The sequence below is a fragment of the Enterobacter dykesii genome (genome assembly GCF_008364625.2).
GTDB lineage: Bacteria > Pseudomonadota > Gammaproteobacteria > Enterobacterales > Enterobacteriaceae > Enterobacter > Enterobacter dykesii.
Map to the genome: position 1 here is coordinate 258841 of NZ_CP126604.1, position 19110 is coordinate 277950.

Annotated in this window: 18 protein-coding genes; 12 read left to right on the forward strand and 6 right to left on the reverse strand. The window is 56.4% G+C overall.

From position 1 onward, the window contains the following. Positions 1–63 precede the first annotated feature (63 nt). Entirely contained in the window at positions 64–1254 is a 1191-nt protein-coding gene (malE, locus tag F0320_RS01170) for a maltose/maltodextrin ABC transporter substrate-binding protein MalE (RefSeq protein ID WP_033144384.1), read from the reverse strand. A 370-nt stretch (positions 1255–1624) separates the two neighbouring features. Here malE and malK point away from each other — a divergent pair, with 370 nt between their 5' ends. The 5 genes from malK (at position 1625) to ubiA (ending at position 6770) form a co-directional block, all read left to right on the forward strand. Then, complete coding sequence (malK, locus tag F0320_RS01175) at positions 1625–2734, forward strand: maltose/maltodextrin ABC transporter ATP-binding protein MalK (RefSeq protein ID WP_023310005.1); 1110 nt, start codon at positions 1625–1627, stop codon at positions 2732–2734. A gap of 71 nt (positions 2735–2805) precedes the next feature. Beyond that, positions 2806–4143, forward strand: coding sequence for a maltoporin (locus F0320_RS01180; RefSeq protein ID WP_121426216.1), 1338 nt, complete (start codon positions 2806–2808; stop codon positions 4141–4143). 113 nt (positions 4144–4256) lie between these two features. Continuing rightward, positions 4257–5210 carry a maltose operon protein MalM gene (gene malM, locus F0320_RS01185; protein ID WP_126331134.1) on the forward strand — a complete coding sequence of 318 codons (954 nt, stop codon included), beginning with the start codon at positions 4257–4259 and terminating at the stop codon, positions 5208–5210. Positions 5211–5390: 180 nt separating this feature from the next. Further along, a complete protein-coding gene (ubiC, locus tag F0320_RS01190) occupies positions 5391–5888 on the forward strand; it encodes a chorismate lyase (RefSeq protein ID WP_023334136.1) in 498 nt (165 codons plus the stop codon). Positions 5889–5900: 12 nt separating this feature from the next. Continuing rightward, positions 5901–6770 (forward strand): 4-hydroxybenzoate octaprenyltransferase, encoded by an 870-nt coding sequence (gene ubiA, locus F0320_RS01195; RefSeq protein WP_126331136.1) that lies wholly within the window; start codon positions 5901–5903, stop codon positions 6768–6770. 87 nt (positions 6771–6857) lie between these two features. Here ubiA and zntA read toward each other — a convergent pair whose 3' ends face one another. Together zntA and F0320_RS01205 are read right to left on the reverse strand one after the other, a co-directional pair. Next, positions 6858–9029 carry a Zn(II)/Cd(II)/Pb(II) translocating P-type ATPase ZntA gene (gene zntA / locus F0320_RS01200; protein WP_126331138.1) on the reverse strand — a complete coding sequence of 724 codons (2172 nt, stop codon included), beginning with the start codon at positions 9027–9029 and terminating at the stop codon, positions 6858–6860. A 76-nt stretch (positions 9030–9105) separates the two neighbouring features. After that, positions 9106–9732 carry a lysoplasmalogenase gene (locus tag F0320_RS01205; protein ID WP_029741976.1) on the reverse strand — a complete coding sequence of 209 codons (627 nt, stop codon included), beginning with the start codon at positions 9730–9732 and terminating at the stop codon, positions 9106–9108. A gap of 129 nt (positions 9733–9861) precedes the next feature. On the opposite strand from F0320_RS01205, the gene F0320_RS01210 reads away from it, so the two are divergent. Then, entirely contained in the window at positions 9862–10218 is a 357-nt protein-coding gene (locus F0320_RS01210; protein ID WP_126331140.1) for a DUF2500 domain-containing protein, read from the forward strand. 60 nt (positions 10219–10278) lie between these two features. On the opposite strand, the gene F0320_RS01215 is transcribed toward F0320_RS01210, so the two are convergent. Together F0320_RS01215 and rsmD are read right to left on the reverse strand one after the other, a co-directional pair. After that, positions 10279–10560, reverse strand: a complete 282-nt coding sequence (locus F0320_RS01215; protein WP_010436509.1) for a DUF1145 family protein — start codon at positions 10558–10560, stop codon at positions 10279–10281. Then, a complete protein-coding gene (gene rsmD, locus F0320_RS01220) occupies positions 10544–11146 on the reverse strand; it encodes a 16S rRNA (guanine(966)-N(2))-methyltransferase (protein WP_104949671.1) in 603 nt (200 codons plus the stop codon). Before rsmD ends, F0320_RS01215 begins: the two co-directional genes overlap by 17 nt. Before the next feature lie 127 nt (positions 11147–11273). Here rsmD and ftsY point away from each other — a divergent pair, with 127 nt between their 5' ends. The 6 genes from ftsY to livJ all read left to right on the forward strand — a co-directional run bounded on the left by ftsY (position 11274) and on the right by livJ (position 18259). Continuing rightward, positions 11274–12734 carry a signal recognition particle-docking protein FtsY gene (ftsY, locus tag F0320_RS01225; RefSeq protein WP_126331142.1) on the forward strand — a complete coding sequence of 487 codons (1461 nt, stop codon included), beginning with the start codon at positions 11274–11276 and terminating at the stop codon, positions 12732–12734. A 2-nt stretch (positions 12735–12736) separates the two neighbouring features. Beyond that, a complete protein-coding gene (gene ftsE / locus F0320_RS01230; protein ID WP_047650913.1) occupies positions 12737–13402 on the forward strand; it encodes a cell division ATP-binding protein FtsE in 666 nt (221 codons plus the stop codon). Further along, complete coding sequence (ftsX, locus tag F0320_RS01235; protein WP_126331144.1) at positions 13395–14450, forward strand: permease-like cell division protein FtsX; 1056 nt, start codon at positions 13395–13397, stop codon at positions 14448–14450. The genes ftsE and ftsX overlap by 8 nt, the downstream gene beginning before the upstream one ends. Before the next feature lie 251 nt (positions 14451–14701). Next, the gene (rpoH, locus tag F0320_RS01240; RefSeq protein ID WP_024906692.1) at positions 14702–15559 is read left to right on the forward strand and encodes an RNA polymerase sigma factor RpoH; all 858 of its coding nucleotides are present in this window, start codon (positions 14702–14704) and stop codon (positions 15557–15559) included. A 136-nt stretch (positions 15560–15695) separates the two neighbouring features. Then, positions 15696–16961 carry a 4-aminobutyrate--2-oxoglutarate transaminase gene (locus tag F0320_RS01245; protein WP_126331146.1) on the forward strand — a complete coding sequence of 422 codons (1266 nt, stop codon included), beginning with the start codon at positions 15696–15698 and terminating at the stop codon, positions 16959–16961. Between the two features lie 197 nt (positions 16962–17158). Further along, positions 17159–18259 (forward strand): branched chain amino acid ABC transporter substrate-binding protein LivJ, encoded by a 1101-nt coding sequence (livJ, locus tag F0320_RS01250; RefSeq protein ID WP_148103336.1) that lies wholly within the window; start codon positions 17159–17161, stop codon positions 18257–18259. Between the two features lie 90 nt (positions 18260–18349). Here the strand turns inward: livJ and panM are convergent, their stop codons facing one another. Then, positions 18350–18739, reverse strand: coding sequence for an aspartate 1-decarboxylase autocleavage activator PanM (gene panM, locus F0320_RS01255; protein WP_126331148.1), 390 nt, complete (start codon positions 18737–18739; stop codon positions 18350–18352). Positions 18740–19110: the final 371 nt, after the last annotated feature.

Below are 19110 nucleotides of genomic sequence, written 5' to 3' on the forward strand. Positions count from 1 at the left end.
TTTCCTCTACAACGTTTGATCTTTTCTCCCTCTCCAGGGGGAGAGGGAGAGGGGACTACGGCATTACTTAGTAATACGACCCTGCGCATCTTTCAGCGCGGCATCGACAGTCTGACGACCGCTTGCAGCGTTGATAACCGCGGTGCGCGTGGCGTACCAGAACGCAGCCATCTGTGGGATGTTCGGCATGATTTCGCCTTTCTGGGCGTTATCCATGGTGGCCGCGATACGTGGGTCTTTCGCCAGCTGATCCTGGAAGGATTTCAGCGCGACGGCGCCCAGCGGTTTGTCCTTGTTCACTTCATCCAGACCCTGATCGGTCAGCAGGTAGTTTTCCAGGAACTCTTTCGCCAGCTCTTTGTTCGGGCTGGCGGCGTTGATGCCCGCGCTCAGCACGCCAACGAACGGTTTAGACGGCTTGCCTTTGAAGGTTGGCAGCAGCGTCACGCCGTAGTTGACTTTGCTCTTGTCGATGTTGGTCCAGGCCCACGGACCGTTGATGGTCATCGCGGTTTCGCCTTTGTTGAACGCCGCTTCCGCGATGGAGTAGTCGGTATCCGCGTTCATGTGTTTGTTCTTGATCAGATCCACCAGGAAGGTCAGACCCGCTTTCGCGCCAGCGTTGTCCACGCCCACGTCTTTAACGTCATATTTGCCGTTTTCAAACTTGAACGCGTAACCGCCGTCGGCAGCAATCAGCGGCCAGGTGAAGTACGGCTCTTGCAGGTTGAACATCAGCGCGGATTTACCTTTCGCCTTCAGCTCTTTATCCAGTTTCGGGATCTCTTCCCAGGTTTTCGGTGGGTTTGGTACCAGGTCTTTGTTGTAAATCAGAGACAGGGCTTCAACCGCGATAGGGTATGCGATCAGCTTGCCGTTATAGCGAACGGCGTCCCAGGTGAACGGGAACAGTTTGTCCTGGAAAGCTTTGTCCGGCGTCACTTCAGCCAGCAGGCCAGACTGCGCGTAACCCCCGAAACGGTCATGCGCCCAGAAGATGATGTCCGGGCCGTCGCCGGTTGCTGCAACCTGCGGGAACTTCTCTTCCAGTTTGTCCGGGTGTTCTACGGTCACTTTGATGCCGGTATCTTTCTCGAATTTTTTGCCCACTTCGGCCAGGCCGTTATAGCCTTTGTCGCCGTTAATCCAGATAACCAGTTTGCCTTCTTCAATTTTGGCGAGCGCCGGTGCGGAAACCATCATTGCTGCGAGGGCGGACAATGCGAAAACGCGTGCGCCAGTCTTGATATTCATAGCTGCCATCCTTTTTGGTGATGTCTCGTGGTATGACTTCAGTGGTTCAACGTGACTCAGTCTCCTTATTTGACATCCTCTTTCCATCCTCCCAACCCCTACGCCCCACCCCCCGTTTGTGTGATCTCCGTTGCATAAATTTAAGTTATGAGTGCTGGCGCACATAAAAACCCACCGAATTTTGCAGGCGGCTTCACGAATTTTGCCTCAGCCCGCCCACGGCGGTCGCAGAGCCTGCTCTCTCATCCTCCCGCCTCCTCCCCCATAAAAAAGGCGGGGGGTGGAGGATTCGGGAAAGTAATGGATACCCCATAGTGAACTTATCTTGAATATTTCTGTCGGTGACAGGTTGTAACGAAGGGAGAAGGGCATGGCGAGCGTACAGCTGCGTAATGTAACGAAAGCCTGGGGTGACGTTGTGGTGTCGAAAGACATCAATCTGGACATCAACGAAGGCGAATTCGTGGTGTTTGTTGGCCCATCAGGCTGTGGTAAATCTACTCTGCTGCGTATGATTGCCGGTCTTGAAACGATTACCAGCGGCGACCTGCTGATTGGTGATACCCGAATGAACGACATCCCGCCTGCCGAACGTGGCGTAGGCATGGTGTTCCAGTCTTATGCACTCTATCCACACCTTTCAGTTGCCGAAAATATGTCCTTTGGCCTGAAGCTGGCCGGCGCGAAGAAAGAGGTGATTAACCAGCGCGTGACGCAGGTGGCGGAGGTGTTACAGCTGGCGCATCTGCTGGAGCGTAAACCGAAAGCGCTTTCCGGCGGGCAGCGTCAGCGTGTGGCGATTGGCCGTACGCTGGTGGCCGAACCGCGCGTGTTCCTGCTCGATGAACCTCTCTCTAACCTGGATGCCGCCCTGCGCGTCCAGATGCGTATTGAAATTTCCCGTCTGCACAAGCGTCTTGGCCGCACGATGATTTACGTCACCCACGATCAGGTGGAAGCGATGACCCTCGCCGACAAAATCGTGGTGCTGGATGCCGGCCGCGTGGCGCAGGTGGGTAAACCGCTGGAGCTGTACCACTACCCGGCAGACCGCTTTGTTGCGGGCTTTATTGGCTCGCCAAAGATGAACTTCCTGCCCGTCAAAGTGACCGCGACAGCCATTGAACAGGTACAGGTGGAGCTGCCAAACCGCCAGCAGGTCTGGCTGCCGGTTGACAGCGCCAACGTACAGGTCGGGGCAAACATGTCCCTCGGTATTCGTCCTGAGCATCTGCTGCCGAGCCACATCGCTGATGTGACCCTGGAAGGTGACGTTCAGGTCGTCGAACAGCTTGGTCACGAAACACAGATTCATATCCAGATCCCCGCCATCCGTCAGAACCTGGTCTACCGCCAGAACGACGTGGTGTTGGTAGAAGAGGGTGCCACATTCGCTATCGGCTTGCCGCCAGAGCGTTGCCATCTGTTCCGTGAGGATGGCACTGCATGTCGTCGGTTGCACAAAGAGCCAGGCGTTTAAGCAATCCCAAAAGAAGACACGAAACCGACAGGTGAAGTGTTCAAAGAAAAGCAATGATCTCAGGAGATAGAATGATGATTACTCTGCGCAAACTTCCTCTGGCAGTTGCCGTCGCAGCGGGCGTAATGTCTGCTCAGGCACTGGCCGTGGATTTCCATGGTTATGCTCGTTCCGGTATCGGCTGGACGGGTAGTGGCGGCGAACAACAGTGCTTCCAGGCAACCGGTGCTCAAAGTAAATACCGTCTGGGTAACGAATGTGAAACCTATGCGGAACTGAAACTGGGCCAGGAAGTGTGGAAAGAAGGCGATAAGAGCTTCTACTTCGACACCAACGTCGCGTATTCCGTGGCGCAACAGAACGACTGGGAGGCCACTGACCCGGCGTTCCGTGAAGCCAACGTGCAGGGTAAAAACCTGATTGAGTGGCTGCCAGGTTCGACTATCTGGGCCGGTAAGCGCTTCTATCAGCGTCATGACGTCCACATGATCGACTTCTACTACTGGGATATTTCAGGTCCTGGTGCGGGTCTGGAAAACATCGACGTAGGTTTTGGTAAGCTCTCTCTGGCTGCAACCCGTTCTTCAGAAGCCGGCGGTTCTTCATCCTTCGCCAGCAACAGCGTTTATGACTACACCACTCGTACGGCGAACGATGTCTTTGACGTGCGTTTAGCCCAGATGGAAATTAACCCGGGCGGTACCCTGGAGCTGGGGGCTGATTACGGCCGTGCAAACCCACGTGATGATTATCACCTGATCGACGGCGCATCTAAAGATGGCTGGATGTTCACTGCTGAACACACGCAGAGCATGCTGAAAGGCTACAACAAATTTGTTCTGCAATATGCAACTGACTCTATGACCTCTCAGGGTAAAGGTCTGTCGCAAGGTTCGAACATTGGCACCACTGACGATATCAACTACGGCATCAACAACAACGGGCACCTGTGGCGCGTACTTGACCACGGTGCTATCTCCCTGGGCGATAGCTGGGACCTGATGTACGTCGGTATGTACCAGGATATCAACTGGGATAACAACAACGGTACGAAATGGTGGACCGTAGGCGTTCGTCCTATGTACAAATGGACGCCTATCATGAGCACTCTGCTTGAAGTGGGCTACGACAACGTCAAATCTCAGGAAACTGGCGAAACCAACAACCAGTATAAAATCACCCTGGCACAACAGTGGCAGGCTGGCGACAGCATCTGGTCACGTCCAGCAATCCGCGTCTTCGCCACCTATGCCAAGTGGGATGAGAAATGGGGTTATGCGCCTTCAGGTAAAAACTCCGTTGCGGGTTACACCCCAGGCATGGCCTATAGCGATACCACTGCGAAAAGCTTCAGCCGCGGCGACAACGACGAGTGGTCCTTCGGCGCCCAGATGGAAATCTGGTGGTAATCCCGTCTTAACCTGACGTAATGACCAAACTGAGGGGCGCAAGCCCCTCAATCCTTGGGACGGCGCGCTATTGCCTGGCTACCGCTGAACCTGTGCATTTTGAGGTGATAACAATGAAAATGAACAAAACTCTCCTTGCCCTTTGTTTAACCGCAGGGCTGCTGGCGAGCGCGCCTTCTGTAACGCTCGCTAACGTCAATTTCGTTCCACAAAACACAACATCCGCGCCAGCCATTCCGACAGCGGCATTGCAACAGCTGGTCTGGACCCCTGTCGATCAGTCTAAAACCCAGACCACCCAGCTTTCAACGGCTGGTCAGTCACTTAATGTTCCGGGTATTACCGGTCCGGTTGCTGCATATAGCGTACCCGCCAATATCGGTGAACTGGCCATTACGTTGACCAGTGAGGTTAACAAGCAGACGAGCGTATTTGCACCAAACGTGCTTATTCTCGATCAGAACATGACGCCATCTGCCTTTTTCCCTAGTGAATACTTTACATATCAGGAACCCGGCGTAATGAGCGCCGACCGTCTGGAAGGCGTCATGCGCCTTACGCCAGCGCTCGGCCAGCAAAAACTCTACGTGCTGGTCTTTACTACTGAGCAAGATCTTCAGAAGACCACCACGTTGCTCGATCCGGCTAAAGCCTACGCAAAAGGTACCGGTAACGCGATTCCTGATATTCCAGACCCGATTGCTCGTCACGTCACCGACGGAACGTTAAAGCTGAAGGTGAAAACGAACAGCGGTTCCAGCGTGCTGGTCGGCCCGCTGTTTGGCTCTTCCGGTTCCGGCCCTGTCACTGTAGGTAACACAGCTGCACCTGCCTATACCGCGCCAGCTGCCACGGCAGCCGCACCGGTAGCGGCCGCAGCGCCTGCCCCGGCGAAGAAAGCCGAGCCGGTACTGAACGACACCGAAGAGTACTTCAACAACGCCATTAAGCAGGCGGTGAAGCGCGGCGATGTCGATAAAGCGCTGAAACTGCTTGATGAAGCCGAACGTTTAGGTTCAACCACTGCCCGTTCCACCTTTATCAGCAGTGTAAAAGGCAAGGGGTAACCGTTTCCCCACAGTGCTGATTTGTTAGTAGTTTGGTGCGCCTGAGTGGGCGCACTTTTTTTCGTAGCCGCCAGGCTGTTGCGCCCATGTTGCGATCGTGATCGTTAAATAACGTTTGGCCCCCCTCAATCCGTGTTTCTGCGATACAATGCCATTACGTTATGTATCGGAGAGTCTGGCATGTCACACCCTGCGCTAACGCAACTGCGTGCGCTGCGCTATTTCGACCAAATACCTGCGCTTGATCCCCAGCAACTGGACTGGCTGTTGCTGGAAGATTCCATGACGAAACGTTTTGAGCAACAGGGTAAAACGGTCACGGTGACCCTGATTCAGGAAGGGTTTGTCTCTGGCGATGAGATCGCCAGCGAGCTGCCGCTGCTGCCGCAAGAGCCACGCTACTGGCTGCGCGAAATTTTACTCTGTGCTGATGGTGAGCCGTGGCTTGCCGGGCGGACGGTGGTGCCCGAGTCAACCCTTTCCGGGCCAGAGCTGGCGCTGCAACGTCTGGGGAAAACGCCGCTGGGGCGTTACCTTTTCACCTCGTCTGAGCTTACCCGGGATTTTATTGAGATTGGTCGTGATGCCGAACTCTGGGGGCGTCGTTCCCGCCTTCGCCTGAGCGGTAAACCGTTAATTCTGACGGAGCTTTTTTTACCGGCATCACCGTTGTACTAAGAGGAAGAAAAAATGGAGTGGAGCCTGACGCAGAATAAGCTGTTGGCGTATCACCGCTTAATGCGTACCGATAAACCCATTGGCGCGCTACTGCTGCTGTGGCCGACCCTGTGGGCGCTGTGGCTCGCCACGCCGGGCCTGCCGCCGCTGTGGATCCTGGCCGTGTTCGTTGCCGGCGTCTGGCTGATGCGCGCGGCGGGCTGCGTGGTCAACGACTATGCCGATCGTAAATTCGACGGTCATGTTAAGCGTACTGCCGGTCGTCCGTTACCCAGCGGGCAGGTCACCGGGAAAGAAGCCCGCGTGCTGTTCATTGTGCTGGTGCTGCTCTCTTTCCTGCTGGTGTTGACCCTAAACACCATGACCATTCTGCTTTCCGTTGCTGCGCTGGCGTTGGCCTGGGTGTATCCGTTTATGAAGCGCTATACCCACCTGCCTCAGGTGGTGCTGGGTGCGGCGTTTGGCTGGTCGATTCCGATGGCGTTTGCGGCGGTTAGTGAGTCCTTACCGCTCAGCTGCTGGCTGATGTTCCTGGCGAACATTCTCTGGGCGGTGGCGTATGACACGCAATACGCGATGGTCGACCGCGACGATGACCTGAAAATTGGCATCAAATCAACCGCCATCCTCTTTGGTCGTCAGGATAAGCTGATTATCGGTATCCTGCAGGTCGCGGTACTGGCGCTGATGGTCGCGATCGGTCGCCTGAACGGGCTGAACTGGGAGTTTTACTGGTCCGTGCTGGTGGCGGGACTGCTGTTTGCGTACCAGCAAAAGCTGATTGCGAAGCGTGAACGTGACGCCTGCTTTAAAGCGTTTATGAACAATAACTACGTCGGTCTGGTGCTGTTTTTAGGCCTGGCGATGAGCTATTTCTTATAAAAAAGTCGGGTGGCGGCTTCGCCTTACCCGACCTACGAGTTAGCAGGACATGTAGGCCCGGTAAGCGTTAGCGCCACCGGGCTTTTTTTACCGGCGACGCAGCAGCCGCAGCGCGTTCGCCGTCACCAGCACCGTTGCCCCGGTATCCGCCAGCACCGCCAGCCACAGTCCGGTCATGCCGAGCAGCGTCGTCACCAGGAAAATCCCTTTCAGCCCGAGCGCAATGCCGATGTTCTGACGAATGTTGGCCCGCGTCGCGCGCGCCAGGGCAATCGTCTGCGCCAGCCCGGTCAGGCGGTTGTGCGTCAATGCCGCGTCGGCCGTTTCCAGCGCCACGTCGGTACCGCTGCCCATCGCAATACCGATGGTGGAGGCTTTCATCGCCGGGGCATCGTTAATCCCATCACCGACCATCGCCAGCGGCGCGCGAGCGTTTAGCTCCGTTACCGCGCTGACCTTATCTGCAGGCAACAGTCCAGCTTTAAACTCCAGCCCCAGCTCACCGGCAATCGCTGCCGCCGCGCGAGGGTTATCACCGGTGAGTATAACGCCCTGCACGCCCAGCTTGTGCAGCGCCGCCACGGCTTCTTTGGCGTCATCGCGCAGGGTATCGCGCAGTGCCAGCATCCCCTTCGCGACGCCGTCCTGCATAACGGTCACGACGGTTTGTCCGGTCTGTTCTAACGCCTCAACCTCTGGACTGGAAGACTTGCCTGCCGCGACAATCAGCACCTTTTTACCGCCAACGGTGGCCTCAATCCCTGACCCGACCAGCACCCGCTGGGCGGTTGCCGGAGGGATGCTCAGCCCGCGCGACTGCGCTTCTTGCACAATCGCCTGCGCCAGCGGGTGAGTGGACCCCTGCTCAACGGCGGCGGCCAATGCAAGCAGCTCATTTTCACTGATTTCCTGCGGATACAAGCCGGTTACCTGCGGCTTGCCGACGGTTAACGTACCGGTTTTATCGAAGGCGATATGCTGAACCTGGCTCAGCTGTTCCAGCGCCGCGCCGCCCTTAATCAGCGCCCCGCGACGTGCAGCTGCCGCCAGACCTGAGGTAATCGCCGCCGGGGTGGAAATCACCAGCGCGCACGGGCAGCCGATCAGCAGCAGCGTCAGCCCTTTATAAATCCAGCCCTCCCACGGCGCGTCAAAGAACAGCGGCGGAACGACGGTGACCAGCAGGGCAACCAGCATGATGGCAGGGGTATAAATCCGGCTGAAGCGATCGATAAAGCGTTCGACCGGCGCGCGGCGCTCCTCTGCCTCTTCAATCAGCTTCAGGATACGGTCGATGGCGCTGTCGCCCGGCTCGGAAAGCACGGTGAGCTGCACCAGACGGTCGACGCTGGTGGCGCCAGCAGGCACTTTTTCACCCGCGGCGCGCTCTACCGGAATGGATTCCCCGGTCAGGGCGCTTTCATCAAAGCTCGCGGTGGCGGTAAGCAGCGCGCCGTCTGCAGGCAGACGCCCCCCTGCGGCCACCTCAATCACGTCGCCCGGGCGTAGCGTGTTAATGGCGACCGTTTCACGCGTGCCGTTTACCACGCGAGTGGCGGTTTCCGGCTTCAGCGCCATCAGCGCGCTGACCCCTTTACGCGCCCGGCTCGCCGCCCAGCCCTCAAGGCGTTCGCCGATTAAGAACAGCAGCAGTACCATCGCCGCTTCTGCCGTCGCGCCAATGAACAGCGCGCCGATCGCCGCCACGCTCATCAGCGTTTCGATGGCAAACCAGCTGCCGCTTTTCATCAGGCGCAGCGCCTGACGGGCAATCGGGAACAGGCCGACCAGCGTGGTGGCGATAAATGCCAGATTGCCGAACGGATGGTTAATCTGCTCCAGCCCCCAGCTCAGGGCCATCATGATGATGAGGGTAACGAGCGGCAGGTTTTCTTTCAGGGTGGAGGCTTTTTCAACGGGCGTCGTTTCGCTGCGCAGGGTATAGCCCGCCTTGCTGACGGCGGCTTCAACCTGTTTGCTGACGTCGGTATCGGCGCTAACCAGCAGCTTTTCGGTGGCGAACAGCACCTGAACGTGACTCACGCCCGGCACCTGCTTGACGGCGTTTTCCACCTTACGGGCGCAGGCCGCGCAGTCCATGCCGTTGACGACCCAGCTGTAGCGGTTGCCGCTTTCAGGAAGCGTTTGAGTTGGCGTTTCGCACGCGCCTTCGCAGCAGCAGTCGTCTTTTGACGGCACCGGGCTGAGCTTAAGTGCCGAGAATTGAGGAACTTTTTTAGGTATTTCTGGAGTCGACATGGCAGTCTCCGGCAATGATAATTTTCTCATTAACCGCAGCATACACTCTGGAGTCGACTCCAGAGTCAAGCGCTATTTAGATATACAGCGAACGCACAATCAGGAAATGCCCGGCAAAGTAACACGCGGATGCTATCGCGTTATCCGCCCGGAAGCGGCGGCGATAGTGGCTGCCCAGCCACACGACATTCCCGATCAGCAGCAGCGCGGCGCCGAAGAACGCGGACATCGCCGGAGCGGTCGGACGGAAGAACCACAGCTCGCCCGCCAGCCACACCATCACCAGCGTCATGGCGATAAACGTACAGACCGGCAAACGCATCTCTTCCAGTCGTGACCAGATCACCGCAATCAGCAGCGCGCCAATCACCAGCAGCACCAGCGGTAGCGGCCAGAAGAAGGAGAGCGTCATCTGGCTGGCAAAGTAGATGGTATACAGCAGATGGGAGAGGAAAAACGCCCCAACGGCGTACAGCAAGCGCTGGCGCGGCAGCAGGGTTAAGGCATCGCCAATCAGGGATGCACACAGCCCGGCGAGCACCAGATAGCTGACGGCGTTAAACATCGGCGCTTGCCAGGCCAGCAGCAGCAGGAGCAACAGCGTGACCGGTTTAAACAACCAGCGCTGCCAGGTGGGACCGCGGTACGACGCATCGACATAAAGCCATGCGGAAAAACAGACAGCGATAAATGACCAAAGCATATTAACTCCCTGTATCTGTTAAGTCTGAATAATCAGTTTCTGATCCAGTGTAGTGACGCGGGCGGGCGTTTGGCAATGGCGGGGGAGGCAAGGTATCCTGAATTCCGCAAAATCTGATGGGATTGTCGAATGAGCAAGATGCCGCTTTTTTTCATTATCGTGGTGGCGATTATCGTCATTGCCGCCTCGTTCCGTTTCGTGCAGCAGCGCCGCGAGAAGGCGGATAACGATGCCGCACCGCTGATGCAAAAGCGCGTGGTGGTGACCAACAAACGCGAGAAACCGCTCAACGATCGCCGCTCGCGCCAGCAGCAGGTGACGCCTGCGGGCATAGCAATGCGCTATGAGGCGAGCTTTAGGCCGGAAACGGGCGGCCTGGAGATGACCTTCCGCCTGGAGGCGCAGCAGTACCATCAGCTGACGGTGGGGGAGAAAGGAACGCTGAGCTTCAAAGGGACGCGGTTTGAAGGGTTCAGGACGGAATAATGCACGCACGGTCCCCTCTCCCTGTGGGAGAGGGTTAGAGTGAGGCCATCAGGCCGTACCTTACTTCTTCACCTGCGCCTTAAACTTCTTCATCCACACCAGCAGTTCAAACACGCCGAAAATAAATACGCGAAGCTGCTGCCAGCCCGTCATCTGCGGGCCGTCTTTCGGCAGGCCGTTTTTCAGCATCACCATCTGCAGGGCGTGCATGAACGATGTGAAAATCAGCGCGACGTTAACGAAAATGTTCATCGGGCGCGGGAACGGGTGCACCAGATTCAGAATCAGGAACGCCCAGACGCCCAGCATCAGCAAACGTCCCAGGTTAATCAGTACCGGCATCGGAGCCTCCTTGTGCCTGACGGTGATAAAGACGATAGGCCACCTGACCAGCGACCTTTTCGCGGTGCAAATCCCAGTGGGCGGGAACCGGCGGTAAACCGTTTTCCACTTCGCTTTCAACGTAAATTAGCGCGTCATCCGCCAGCCAGCCGTTTTGCTCCAGCAGGGATAACGTCTCTTCCAGCAGCCCCTTGCGGAACGGTGGATCGACAAACACCACGGTGTGCGGCGTGCCTTTCTGCGCAAGAAAACTCAGCGTGTTGGTGTTCACGACTTTGGCGTTGCTCGCTTTCAGCGTCGCCAGATTTTGCTGCAGCGTCTGTGCAACGCCGCGCTCCATCTCCAGCAGCGTGGCGCTGGCGGCATAGCGCGACAGCGCTTCCAGTCCGAGCGCGCCGCTTCCGGCGAAGCAGTCCAGGCAGTGGGCGTCTACCATTGACGGGGCCAGCCAGTTAAAAAGCGTCTCGCGCACGCGGTCGGTAGTAGGGCGTAAACCGGGGCTGTCCGGCACCGGTAATTTCCGGCCTCGCCACTGACCGCCGATAATACGAATTTGACCGGCCGGGGCGCGGTTGGGTTTCTTCATCTCAGGAAAGCTCTGTTAACAATTGGCCTGCGATTGCGGGCGGTGATGTCAATTAAGTAAAGTGTTAGACTATTTCATCATTTTTTTAGCTTCCATGTATATAGCGCCGCGAGGAGTGTAGTCGCAGATGGCAAAACAAAAAAAACGTGGCTTCTTTTCCTGGCTGGGCTTCGGTGAAAAAGAGCAAGAAACAGAACAGAAAACCGAAGAGCAACAAGCCGTTGAAGAGCAGTCGCAGCCTGAAACGCCTGTAGAAACCGCCGCGGTAGTCGATGCGGAAGAGACGGCGCACAGCAAAGAAGAGATTGAAACCTTTGCACAAGAGGTGGTTGAGGTCACGGAACAGGTTCAGGAGAGCGAGAAGCCAGAACCGGTTGTCGTAGAAGCCGCTATCGAAGCGCCACAGGCCGTTATCGAGCACGAAGAGCTGCCGCTGCCGGAAGAGGTGAAGGCCGAAGAGGCCTCTGCCGAAGAGTGGCAGGCGGAAGCGGAAACCGTTGAAATTGTTGAGGCGGTGGAAGAAGAAGCTGCACTCGAGCCAGAGCTGACCGACGAAGAGCTGGAAGCCCAGGCGCTGGCAGCACAAGCCGCGGAAGAAGCGGTCATCGTCGTGCCGGTGGAAGAGCAGGCCGAAGACGAGATCGTTCAGGAGCAGGAAAAACCGACCAAAGAAGGTTTCTTCGCGCGCCTGAAGCGCAGCCTGCTCAAAACCAAAGAAAACTTAGGTTCCGGATTTATCAGTCTGTTCCGCGGCAAGAAGATCGACGACGATCTCTTTGAAGAGCTGGAAGAACAGCTGCTGATTGCGGACGTCGGCGTGGAAACCACCCGTAAGATCATCGCCAACCTGACCGAAGGGGCGAGCCGTAAACAGCTGCGCGACGCTGAAGCGTTGTACGGTCTGCTGAAAGACGAGATGGGTGAAATTCTCGCAAAAGTTGACGAACCGCTTAATATTGAAGGCAAAACGCCATTTGTTATTCTGATGGTCGGCGTGAACGGCGTGGGTAAAACCACCACCATCGGCAAGCTGGCGCGTCAGTTCGAACAGCAGGGCAAATCGGTGATGCTGGCGGCGGGCGATACCTTCCGCGCGGCAGCGGTTGAGCAGCTGCAGGTCTGGGGCCAGCGCAACAACATTCCGGTGATTGCCCAGCATACCGGCGCTGACTCCGCGTCCGTGATCTTCGATGCCATCCAGGCGGCGAAGGCGCGCAACGTGGACGTGCTGATTGCCGATACCGCAGGGCGTTTGCAGAACAAATCGCACCTGATGGAAGAGTTGAAGAAAATCGTTCGCGTCATGAAGAAGCTGGACGAAGACGCACCGCATGAAATTATGCTGACCATTGATGCCAGCACCGGACAGAACGCCATCAGCCAGGCGAAGCTGTTCACTGAAGCGGTAGGACTGACGGGGATCGCGCTGACCAAGCTGGACGGCACCGCGAAAGGCGGGGTGATCTTCTCCGTGGCCGACCAGTTCGGCATTCCTATCCGCTACATCGGTGTGGGCGAGCGTATTGAGGATTTGCGTCCGTTTAAGGCGGACGACTTTATTGAGGCATTATTTGCCCGAGAGGACTAACAATGATTCGCTTTGAACACGTCAGCAAGGCCTATCTCGGTGGGAGACAAGCGCTGCAGGGGGTGACATTCCACCTGCAGCCGGGCGAGATGGCATTCCTGACCGGCCATTCCGGCGCGGGGAAAAGTACCCTGCTCAAGCTTATCTGTGGGATCGAGCGGCCAAGCGCCGGGAAAATCTTTTTCGGCGGCCATGAGATCAGCCGCCTGAAAAACCGCGAAGTGCCGTTCCTGCGTCGTCAGATCGGCATGATTTTCCAGGATCACCACCTGCTGATGGATCGCACCGTTTTCGATAACGTGGCCATTCCGCTGATTATTGCCGGCGCCAGCTATGACGATATCCGCCGTCGCGTCTCTGCGGCGCTGGATAAGGTCGGGCTGCTGGACAAAGCGAAGAACTTCCCGATCCAGCTCTCCGGCGGTGAACAGCAGCGCGTGGGCATCGCCCGCGCGGTGGTGAACAAGCCTGCCGTACTGCTGGCGGATGAACCGACCGGTAACCTGGACGATGCTCTGTCCGAAGGGATTTTGCGTCTGTTTGAGGAATTCAACCGCGTAGGGGTCACGGTATTGATGGCGACGCACGACATCGGGCTCATTTCCCGCCGTTCGTACCGCATGCTGTCCCTGAGCGACGGTCATTTGCACGGAGGCCACGGTGAATAAGCGTGATGCAATAAACCAGATTCGGCAGTTCGGAAACCGGTTTGACCGTTTCCGTAAGCCGCAGGGCGGTGGTGATGGCAATCGTAATGCGCCGAAGCGCCAGAAGGCCGCGCCAAAACCGGCCTCCCGTAAAACCAACGTGTTCAACGAGCAGGTGCGCTACGCTTTCCACGGCGCGCTGCAGGACCTGAAAAGCAAACCGCTGGCGACGTTCCTGACGGTGATGGTGATCGCCATCTCCCTGACGCTGCCAAGCGTCTGCTATATGGTCTATAAAAACGTCAACCAGGCGGCCTCACAGTATTATCCATCTCCGCAAATCACGGTCTATCTGGATAAAGCCCTCGACGATAACGCCGCCGCGCAGGTGGTTGGGCAAATCCAGGCCGAGCAGGGCGTGGAGAAGGTCAACTATCTCTCGCGTGAAGACGCCCTGGGCGAGTTCCGTAACTGGTCTGGTTTTGGCGGCGCGCTGGATATGCTTGAAGAGAACCCGCTGCCCGCCGTGGCGGTGGTGATCCCGAAGCTGGATTTCCAGGGGACCGATTCGCTTAACACCCTGCGCGATCGCATCACGCGCATTAAGGGCATTGATGAAGTGCGCATGGACGACAGCTGGTTTGCGCGTCTCTCAGCCCTGACCGGGCTGGTAGGACGCGTCGCGGCGATGATTGGCGTGCTGATGGTGGCGGCGGTCTTCCTCGTCATCGGCAACAGCGTGCGCCTGAGCATCTTTGCCCGTCGCGATACCATCAACGTGCAGAAACTGATTGGTGCGACGGATGGCTTCATCCTTCGACCGTTCCTTTACGGCGGCGCACTGCTCGGTTTTTCCGGTGCATTTCTTTCACTGATATTGTCAGAAATTTTGGTGCTGCGGCTCTCGTCTGCCGTCACTGAAGTGGCGCAGGTTTTCGGAACGAAGTTTGATATCAGTGGCTTAGGCTTCGATGAGTGCCTGTTACTGCTGCTGGTTTGCTCGATGATTGGGTGGGTGGCAGCCTGGCTGGCAACCGTTCAACATTTACGTCACTTTACTCCCGACTAATAAAAGCGTGATATAATCTTTCCCTGCACCGATAAGTTCGCTCTGCAGGGAAAGCGTCCCTGTTGTCGCTTCCCCTGTTATCATCTCCATGTCACAATTTGTGCGTAATTTATTCACCGTTGCACCTGGAACTTGTGGATAAAATCACTGTCTGATAAAAGAGTGAATGCTAATCTCGTTGCTCAAACGCTTTGGCATGGTTGTTGCCTGACGGGGACAACCTGGACCAGAAGAAACATTGAGAGGAATGAATGACCAAAGAAATGCAAACTTTAGCTTTAGCCCCTGTTGGTAACCTGGAATCTTACATCCGGGCTGCGAACACCTGGCCGATGTTAACGGCCGAGGAAGAAAAGGAGCTTGCTGAAAAGCTGCATTACCAGGGCGATCTGGAAGCAGCTAAGACGCTGATCCTGTCTCACCTGCGCTTTGTTGTTCACGTTGCTCGTAATTATGCGGGCTACGGCCTGCCGCAGGCGGACTTGATTCAGGAAGGTAACATCGGTCTGATGAAGGCTGTACGTCGCTTCAACCCGGAAGTGGGTGTGCGACTGGTCTCCTTCGCCGTACACTGGATCAAAGCAGAAATTCACGAATACGTGCTGCGCAACTGGCGTATCGTGAAGGTCGCCACGACAAAAGCGCAGCGTAAACTGTTCTTTAACCTGCGTAAAACCAAGCAGCGTCTGGGCTGGTTCAACCAGGATGAAGTGGAAATGGTGGCGCGCGAGCTGGGCGTAACCAGCAAAGACGTGCGTGAGATGGAATCCCGTATGGCCGCGCAGGACATGACCTTTGATATGTCCTCCGACGACGACGCATCTGACAGCCAGCCGATGGCCCCGGTTCTGTATCTGCAGGATAAAACCTCTAACTTTGCTGACGGCATCGAAGAGGACAACTGGGAAGATCAGGCCGCGAACAAGCTGACCCATGCGATGGAAGGCCTCGACGAACGTAGCCAGGATATTATCCGCGCCCGCTGGCTGGACGAAGACAACAAGTCCACGCTGCAGGAGCTGGCCGACCGCTACGGCGTTTCTGCGGAACGTGTCCGTCAGCTTGAAAAGAACGCCATGAAAAAACTTCGCGCCGCTATCGAAGCGTAATTTCCGCGAAGTACACCGAGAACCCCTGGATGAAAGTCTGGGGGTTTTGTTTTTTTAGCGCCCGCTCTGGCGAATTCTCTCCCCCTGGCAAACACTTACTGATGCGCTAAGCAGGCGACTTTCTCAGGGGGACAGGGTGAAAAATAACGAACTGAACGACCGGCGTTTACAGGCGACGCCGCGCGGCATCGGCGTGATGTGTAACTTCTATGCCGATAAAGCTGAAAACGCCACGGTGTGGGACGTGGAAGGCAACGAGTACATCGACTTCGCCGCCGGGATCGCGGTGCTGAATACCGGCCATCGCCATCCCAAAGTCATTTCCGCCATCGAAAAACAACTCCACGCCTTTACCCATACGGCGTACCAGATCGTGCCGTATGAAGGCTATGTGGCGCTTGCCGAGCGCATCAACCAGCGCGTGCCCGTTGACGGTCCGGCCAAAACCGCGTTCTTCTCCACGGGGGCTGAGGCGGTCGAAAACGCGGTCAAAATTGCCCGGGCGTACACCAAACGTCCTGGCCTTATCACCTTTGGCGGCGCGTTCCACGGCCGCACCTTTATGACCATGGCGCTGACCGGCAAAGTTGCGCCGTACAAGCTCGGCTTTGGCCCGTTCCCCGGTTCGGTTTATCACGCGCAGTATCCGAATGAACTGCACGGCGTCAGCACGGCGGAAGCGTTGAAAAGCCTGGAACGTATCTTTAAAGCGGATATCGCACCTGACCAGGTCGCGGCCATTATTCTCGAACCGGTTCAGGGAGAGGGCGGTTTCAACATTGCGCCAGCTGATTTTATGCAGGCGCTGCGCGCCCTGTGCGACACCCACGGTATTTTGCTGATTGCCGACGAGGTGCAAAGCGGCTTTGCCCGTACCGGCAAGCTGTTCTCGATGGAACACCACTGCGTGAAGCCCGATCTGATCACCATGGCGAAAAGCCTGGCGGGCGGGATGCCGCTCTCAGCGGTGTCGGGCCGGGCAGCGGTCATGGACGCTCCTGCACCGGGCGGGCTGGGCGGTACCTACGCCGGAAACCCGCTGGCGATTGCCGCGGCGCATGCCGTGCTCGACGTGATTGATGAAGAGGATCTCTGCACGCGCTCGGCGCATCTTGGCCATCACCTGGTGGAAGTGCTGAACAAAGCAAAGGAACACTGCCCGTATATCGCTGACATTCGCGCCCAGGGCTCGATGGTGGCGGTGGAGTTTAACGACCCGCAAACGGGCCAGCCTTCTCCGGAGTTTACCCGCCAGGTGCAGGAGCGCGCGCTGCAGGAAGGGCTGCTTCTTCTGAGCTGCGGCGTCTACGGCAACGTCATTCGTTTCCTGTATCCGCTGACGATCCCCGAAGCGCAGTTCCGTAAAGCGCTGGACATTATCTCCGCGTCGCTGACACGTTAAAGCCATATGCCCGGCGAAAATCCCTGCCGGGCCTATCATATATTCATTTCAAATTAGCTATTCCAAAATCATAAAAATCGGGTATGTTTTAGCAGAGTATGCTGAAAAAGCGCGGACAGCACACCTATAACTGACATAAAGCGCTGCACAACAACATCACAACAATCGTAATAACCATAATAATGGGGAATCTCAGGATGAACATGAAGGGTAAAGCGTTACTGGCAGGATGTATCGCGTTGGCATTCAGCACCATGGCACAGGCAGACATCAAGGTGGCTGTAGTTGGCGCGATGTCCGGTCCGGTAGCACAGTACGGCGACCAGGAGTTTACCGGCGCTGAACAGGCGGTTGCAGACATTAATGCTAAGGGCGGTATCAAGGGCGAAAAACTGCAGATCGTAAAATATGATGATGCCTGTGACCCGAAACAAGCGGTCGCGGTCGCGAACAAAGTGGTGAACGACGGGATCAAATACGTTATCGGTCACCTGTGCTCTTCCTCTACTCAGCCTGCGTCTGACATCTACGAAGACGAAGGTATTCTGATGATCACCCCGGCAGCGACCGCACCGGAGCTGACGTCGCGGGGTTATAAGCTCATCCTGCGCACCACCGGCCTGGACTCTGACCAGGGCCCAACCGCGGCGAAATACATCGTTGAAAAAGTGAAGCCGAAGCGCATTGCTATCGTTCATGACAAGCAGCAGTACGGTGAAGGTCTGGCGCGTTCAGTGCAGGACAACCTCAAGAAAGCCAATGCCGACGTGGTGTTCTTCGACGGGATCACCGCCGGTGAGAAAGACTTCTCCACCCTGGTGGCGCGTCTGAAGAAAGAGAATATTGATTTCGTTTACTACGGTGGCTACCATCCGGAAATGGGCCAGATCCTTCGCCAGGCGCGCGCTGCGGGCCTGAAAACCCAGTTTATGGGCCCGGAAGGCGTGGCGAACGTATCCCTGTCTAACATCGCGGGTGAATCAGCTGAAGGCCTGCTGGTGACCAAACCGAAGAACTACGACCAGGTCCCTGCGAACAAACCTATCGTAGATGCCATCAAGGCGAAGAAACAGGATCCAAGCGGCGCGTTCGTCTGGACCACCTACGCGGCGCTGCAGTCTCTGCAGGCGGGCCTGAACCAGTCGGCCGATCCGGCTGAGATTGCCACCTGGCTGAAAGCGAACACGGTCCAGACCGTCATGGGACCACTCTCCTGGGACGCGAAGGGAGACCTGAAGGGCTTCGAGTTCGGCGTGTTTGACTGGCATGCTAACGGCACGGCGACTGACGCAAAATAAAAGCAAAAAGGCAACGTAAGTTGCCTTTTTTAATGTTTTCACCCTCTCCCCGTGGGAGAGGGCCGGGGTGAGGGCATCAGGCCGCACTAATCAGCCCTGGCGCTTCTCCCACCCGCTCTCCTGCGCCATAAACCCTAACGCCTGCATAAACGCCGCCATCACGCCGCGGTCTTCCACGCCCACGTCAGCCATCCACCATGAGGTCACGCTCGGATTTTCGCGGATCACTTCTTCAATTAAATACTGTCCCACGCCGCGACGACGGGTGACGTCACGTACGCGCAGCGAGTCCAGCGCCCCTTCCGTACCGCTCAGAGTGACGCGAACCGCTGCCAGCAGGCGTTCGTTAAAACGCGCGGCGTAAATGCGGTGGGTCTCATCAACGCGCAGCGATGAAGGGGAATATTCCGGCCAGATCTTGCCCAGGTCGATATGATCCTGGTCGCTAAAGGTCACCAGACGCACGATAGTCAGTTTCATTAGCTACTTGTCCAAATCAAATTGAGTAGAGGCAGTGTACTCAATTTATTCACTCAGCGGCTTCCTCTTTTTATTCTCATTAACCAGGTGATTAGTTTTTTGGCAACGCGATGGGCAGTTTGAAAACACATGGATCGAAAAATAAGCAGAATTTTAACCTGAATGGTAGTGATTTATTCGGCGCTTTGTACCGTTATTTTATGCTGCAAACTGCACTTTTATTTGTTTATCTCTGCCTGATTTCAGAATATTATCTTTGCTTAATCGCCTGAAAAATAGAGATTTTAGTCTGGTTTTTGACAAAAAACTGCGCTAAACCATTAAAGGCACTGGTAAAAATAGCGTTGTTCATTAAAAGTACAGAATGCTTT

What these genes read in the sequence shown, in the direction of transcription:
- malE (WP_033144384.1), bottom strand. Translation starts at nt 1,254, where the DNA reads ATGAATATCAAGACTGGCGCACGCGTTTTCGCATTGTCCGCCCTCGCA.
- malK (WP_023310005.1), top strand. Translation starts at nt 1,625, where the DNA reads ATGGCGAGCGTACAGCTGCGTAATGTAACGAAAGCCTGGGGTGACGTT.
- F0320_RS01180 (WP_121426216.1), top strand. Translation starts at nt 2,806, where the DNA reads ATGATGATTACTCTGCGCAAACTTCCTCTGGCAGTTGCCGTCGCAGCG.
- malM (WP_126331134.1), top strand. Translation starts at nt 4,257, where the DNA reads ATGAAAATGAACAAAACTCTCCTTGCCCTTTGTTTAACCGCAGGGCTG.
- ubiC (WP_023334136.1), top strand. Translation starts at nt 5,391, where the DNA reads ATGTCACACCCTGCGCTAACGCAACTGCGTGCGCTGCGCTATTTCGAC.
- ubiA (WP_126331136.1), top strand. Translation starts at nt 5,901, where the DNA reads ATGGAGTGGAGCCTGACGCAGAATAAGCTGTTGGCGTATCACCGCTTA.
- zntA (WP_126331138.1), bottom strand. Translation starts at nt 9,029, where the DNA reads ATGTCGACTCCAGAAATACCTAAAAAAGTTCCTCAATTCTCGGCACTT.
- F0320_RS01205 (WP_029741976.1), bottom strand. Translation starts at nt 9,732, where the DNA reads ATGCTTTGGTCATTTATCGCTGTCTGTTTTTCCGCATGGCTTTATGTC.
- F0320_RS01210 (WP_126331140.1), top strand. Translation starts at nt 9,862, where the DNA reads ATGAGCAAGATGCCGCTTTTTTTCATTATCGTGGTGGCGATTATCGTC.
- F0320_RS01215 (WP_010436509.1), bottom strand. Translation starts at nt 10,560, where the DNA reads ATGCCGGTACTGATTAACCTGGGACGTTTGCTGATGCTGGGCGTCTGG.
- rsmD (WP_104949671.1), bottom strand. Translation starts at nt 11,146, where the DNA reads ATGAAGAAACCCAACCGCGCCCCGGCCGGTCAAATTCGTATTATCGGC.
- ftsY (WP_126331142.1), top strand. Translation starts at nt 11,274, where the DNA reads ATGGCAAAACAAAAAAAACGTGGCTTCTTTTCCTGGCTGGGCTTCGGT.
- ftsE (WP_047650913.1), top strand. Translation starts at nt 12,737, where the DNA reads ATGATTCGCTTTGAACACGTCAGCAAGGCCTATCTCGGTGGGAGACAA.
- rpoH (WP_024906692.1), top strand. Translation starts at nt 14,702, where the DNA reads ATGACCAAAGAAATGCAAACTTTAGCTTTAGCCCCTGTTGGTAACCTG.
- livJ (WP_148103336.1), top strand. Translation starts at nt 17,159, where the DNA reads ATGAACATGAAGGGTAAAGCGTTACTGGCAGGATGTATCGCGTTGGCA.
- panM (WP_126331148.1), bottom strand. Translation starts at nt 18,739, where the DNA reads ATGAAACTGACTATCGTGCGTCTGGTGACCTTTAGCGACCAGGATCAT.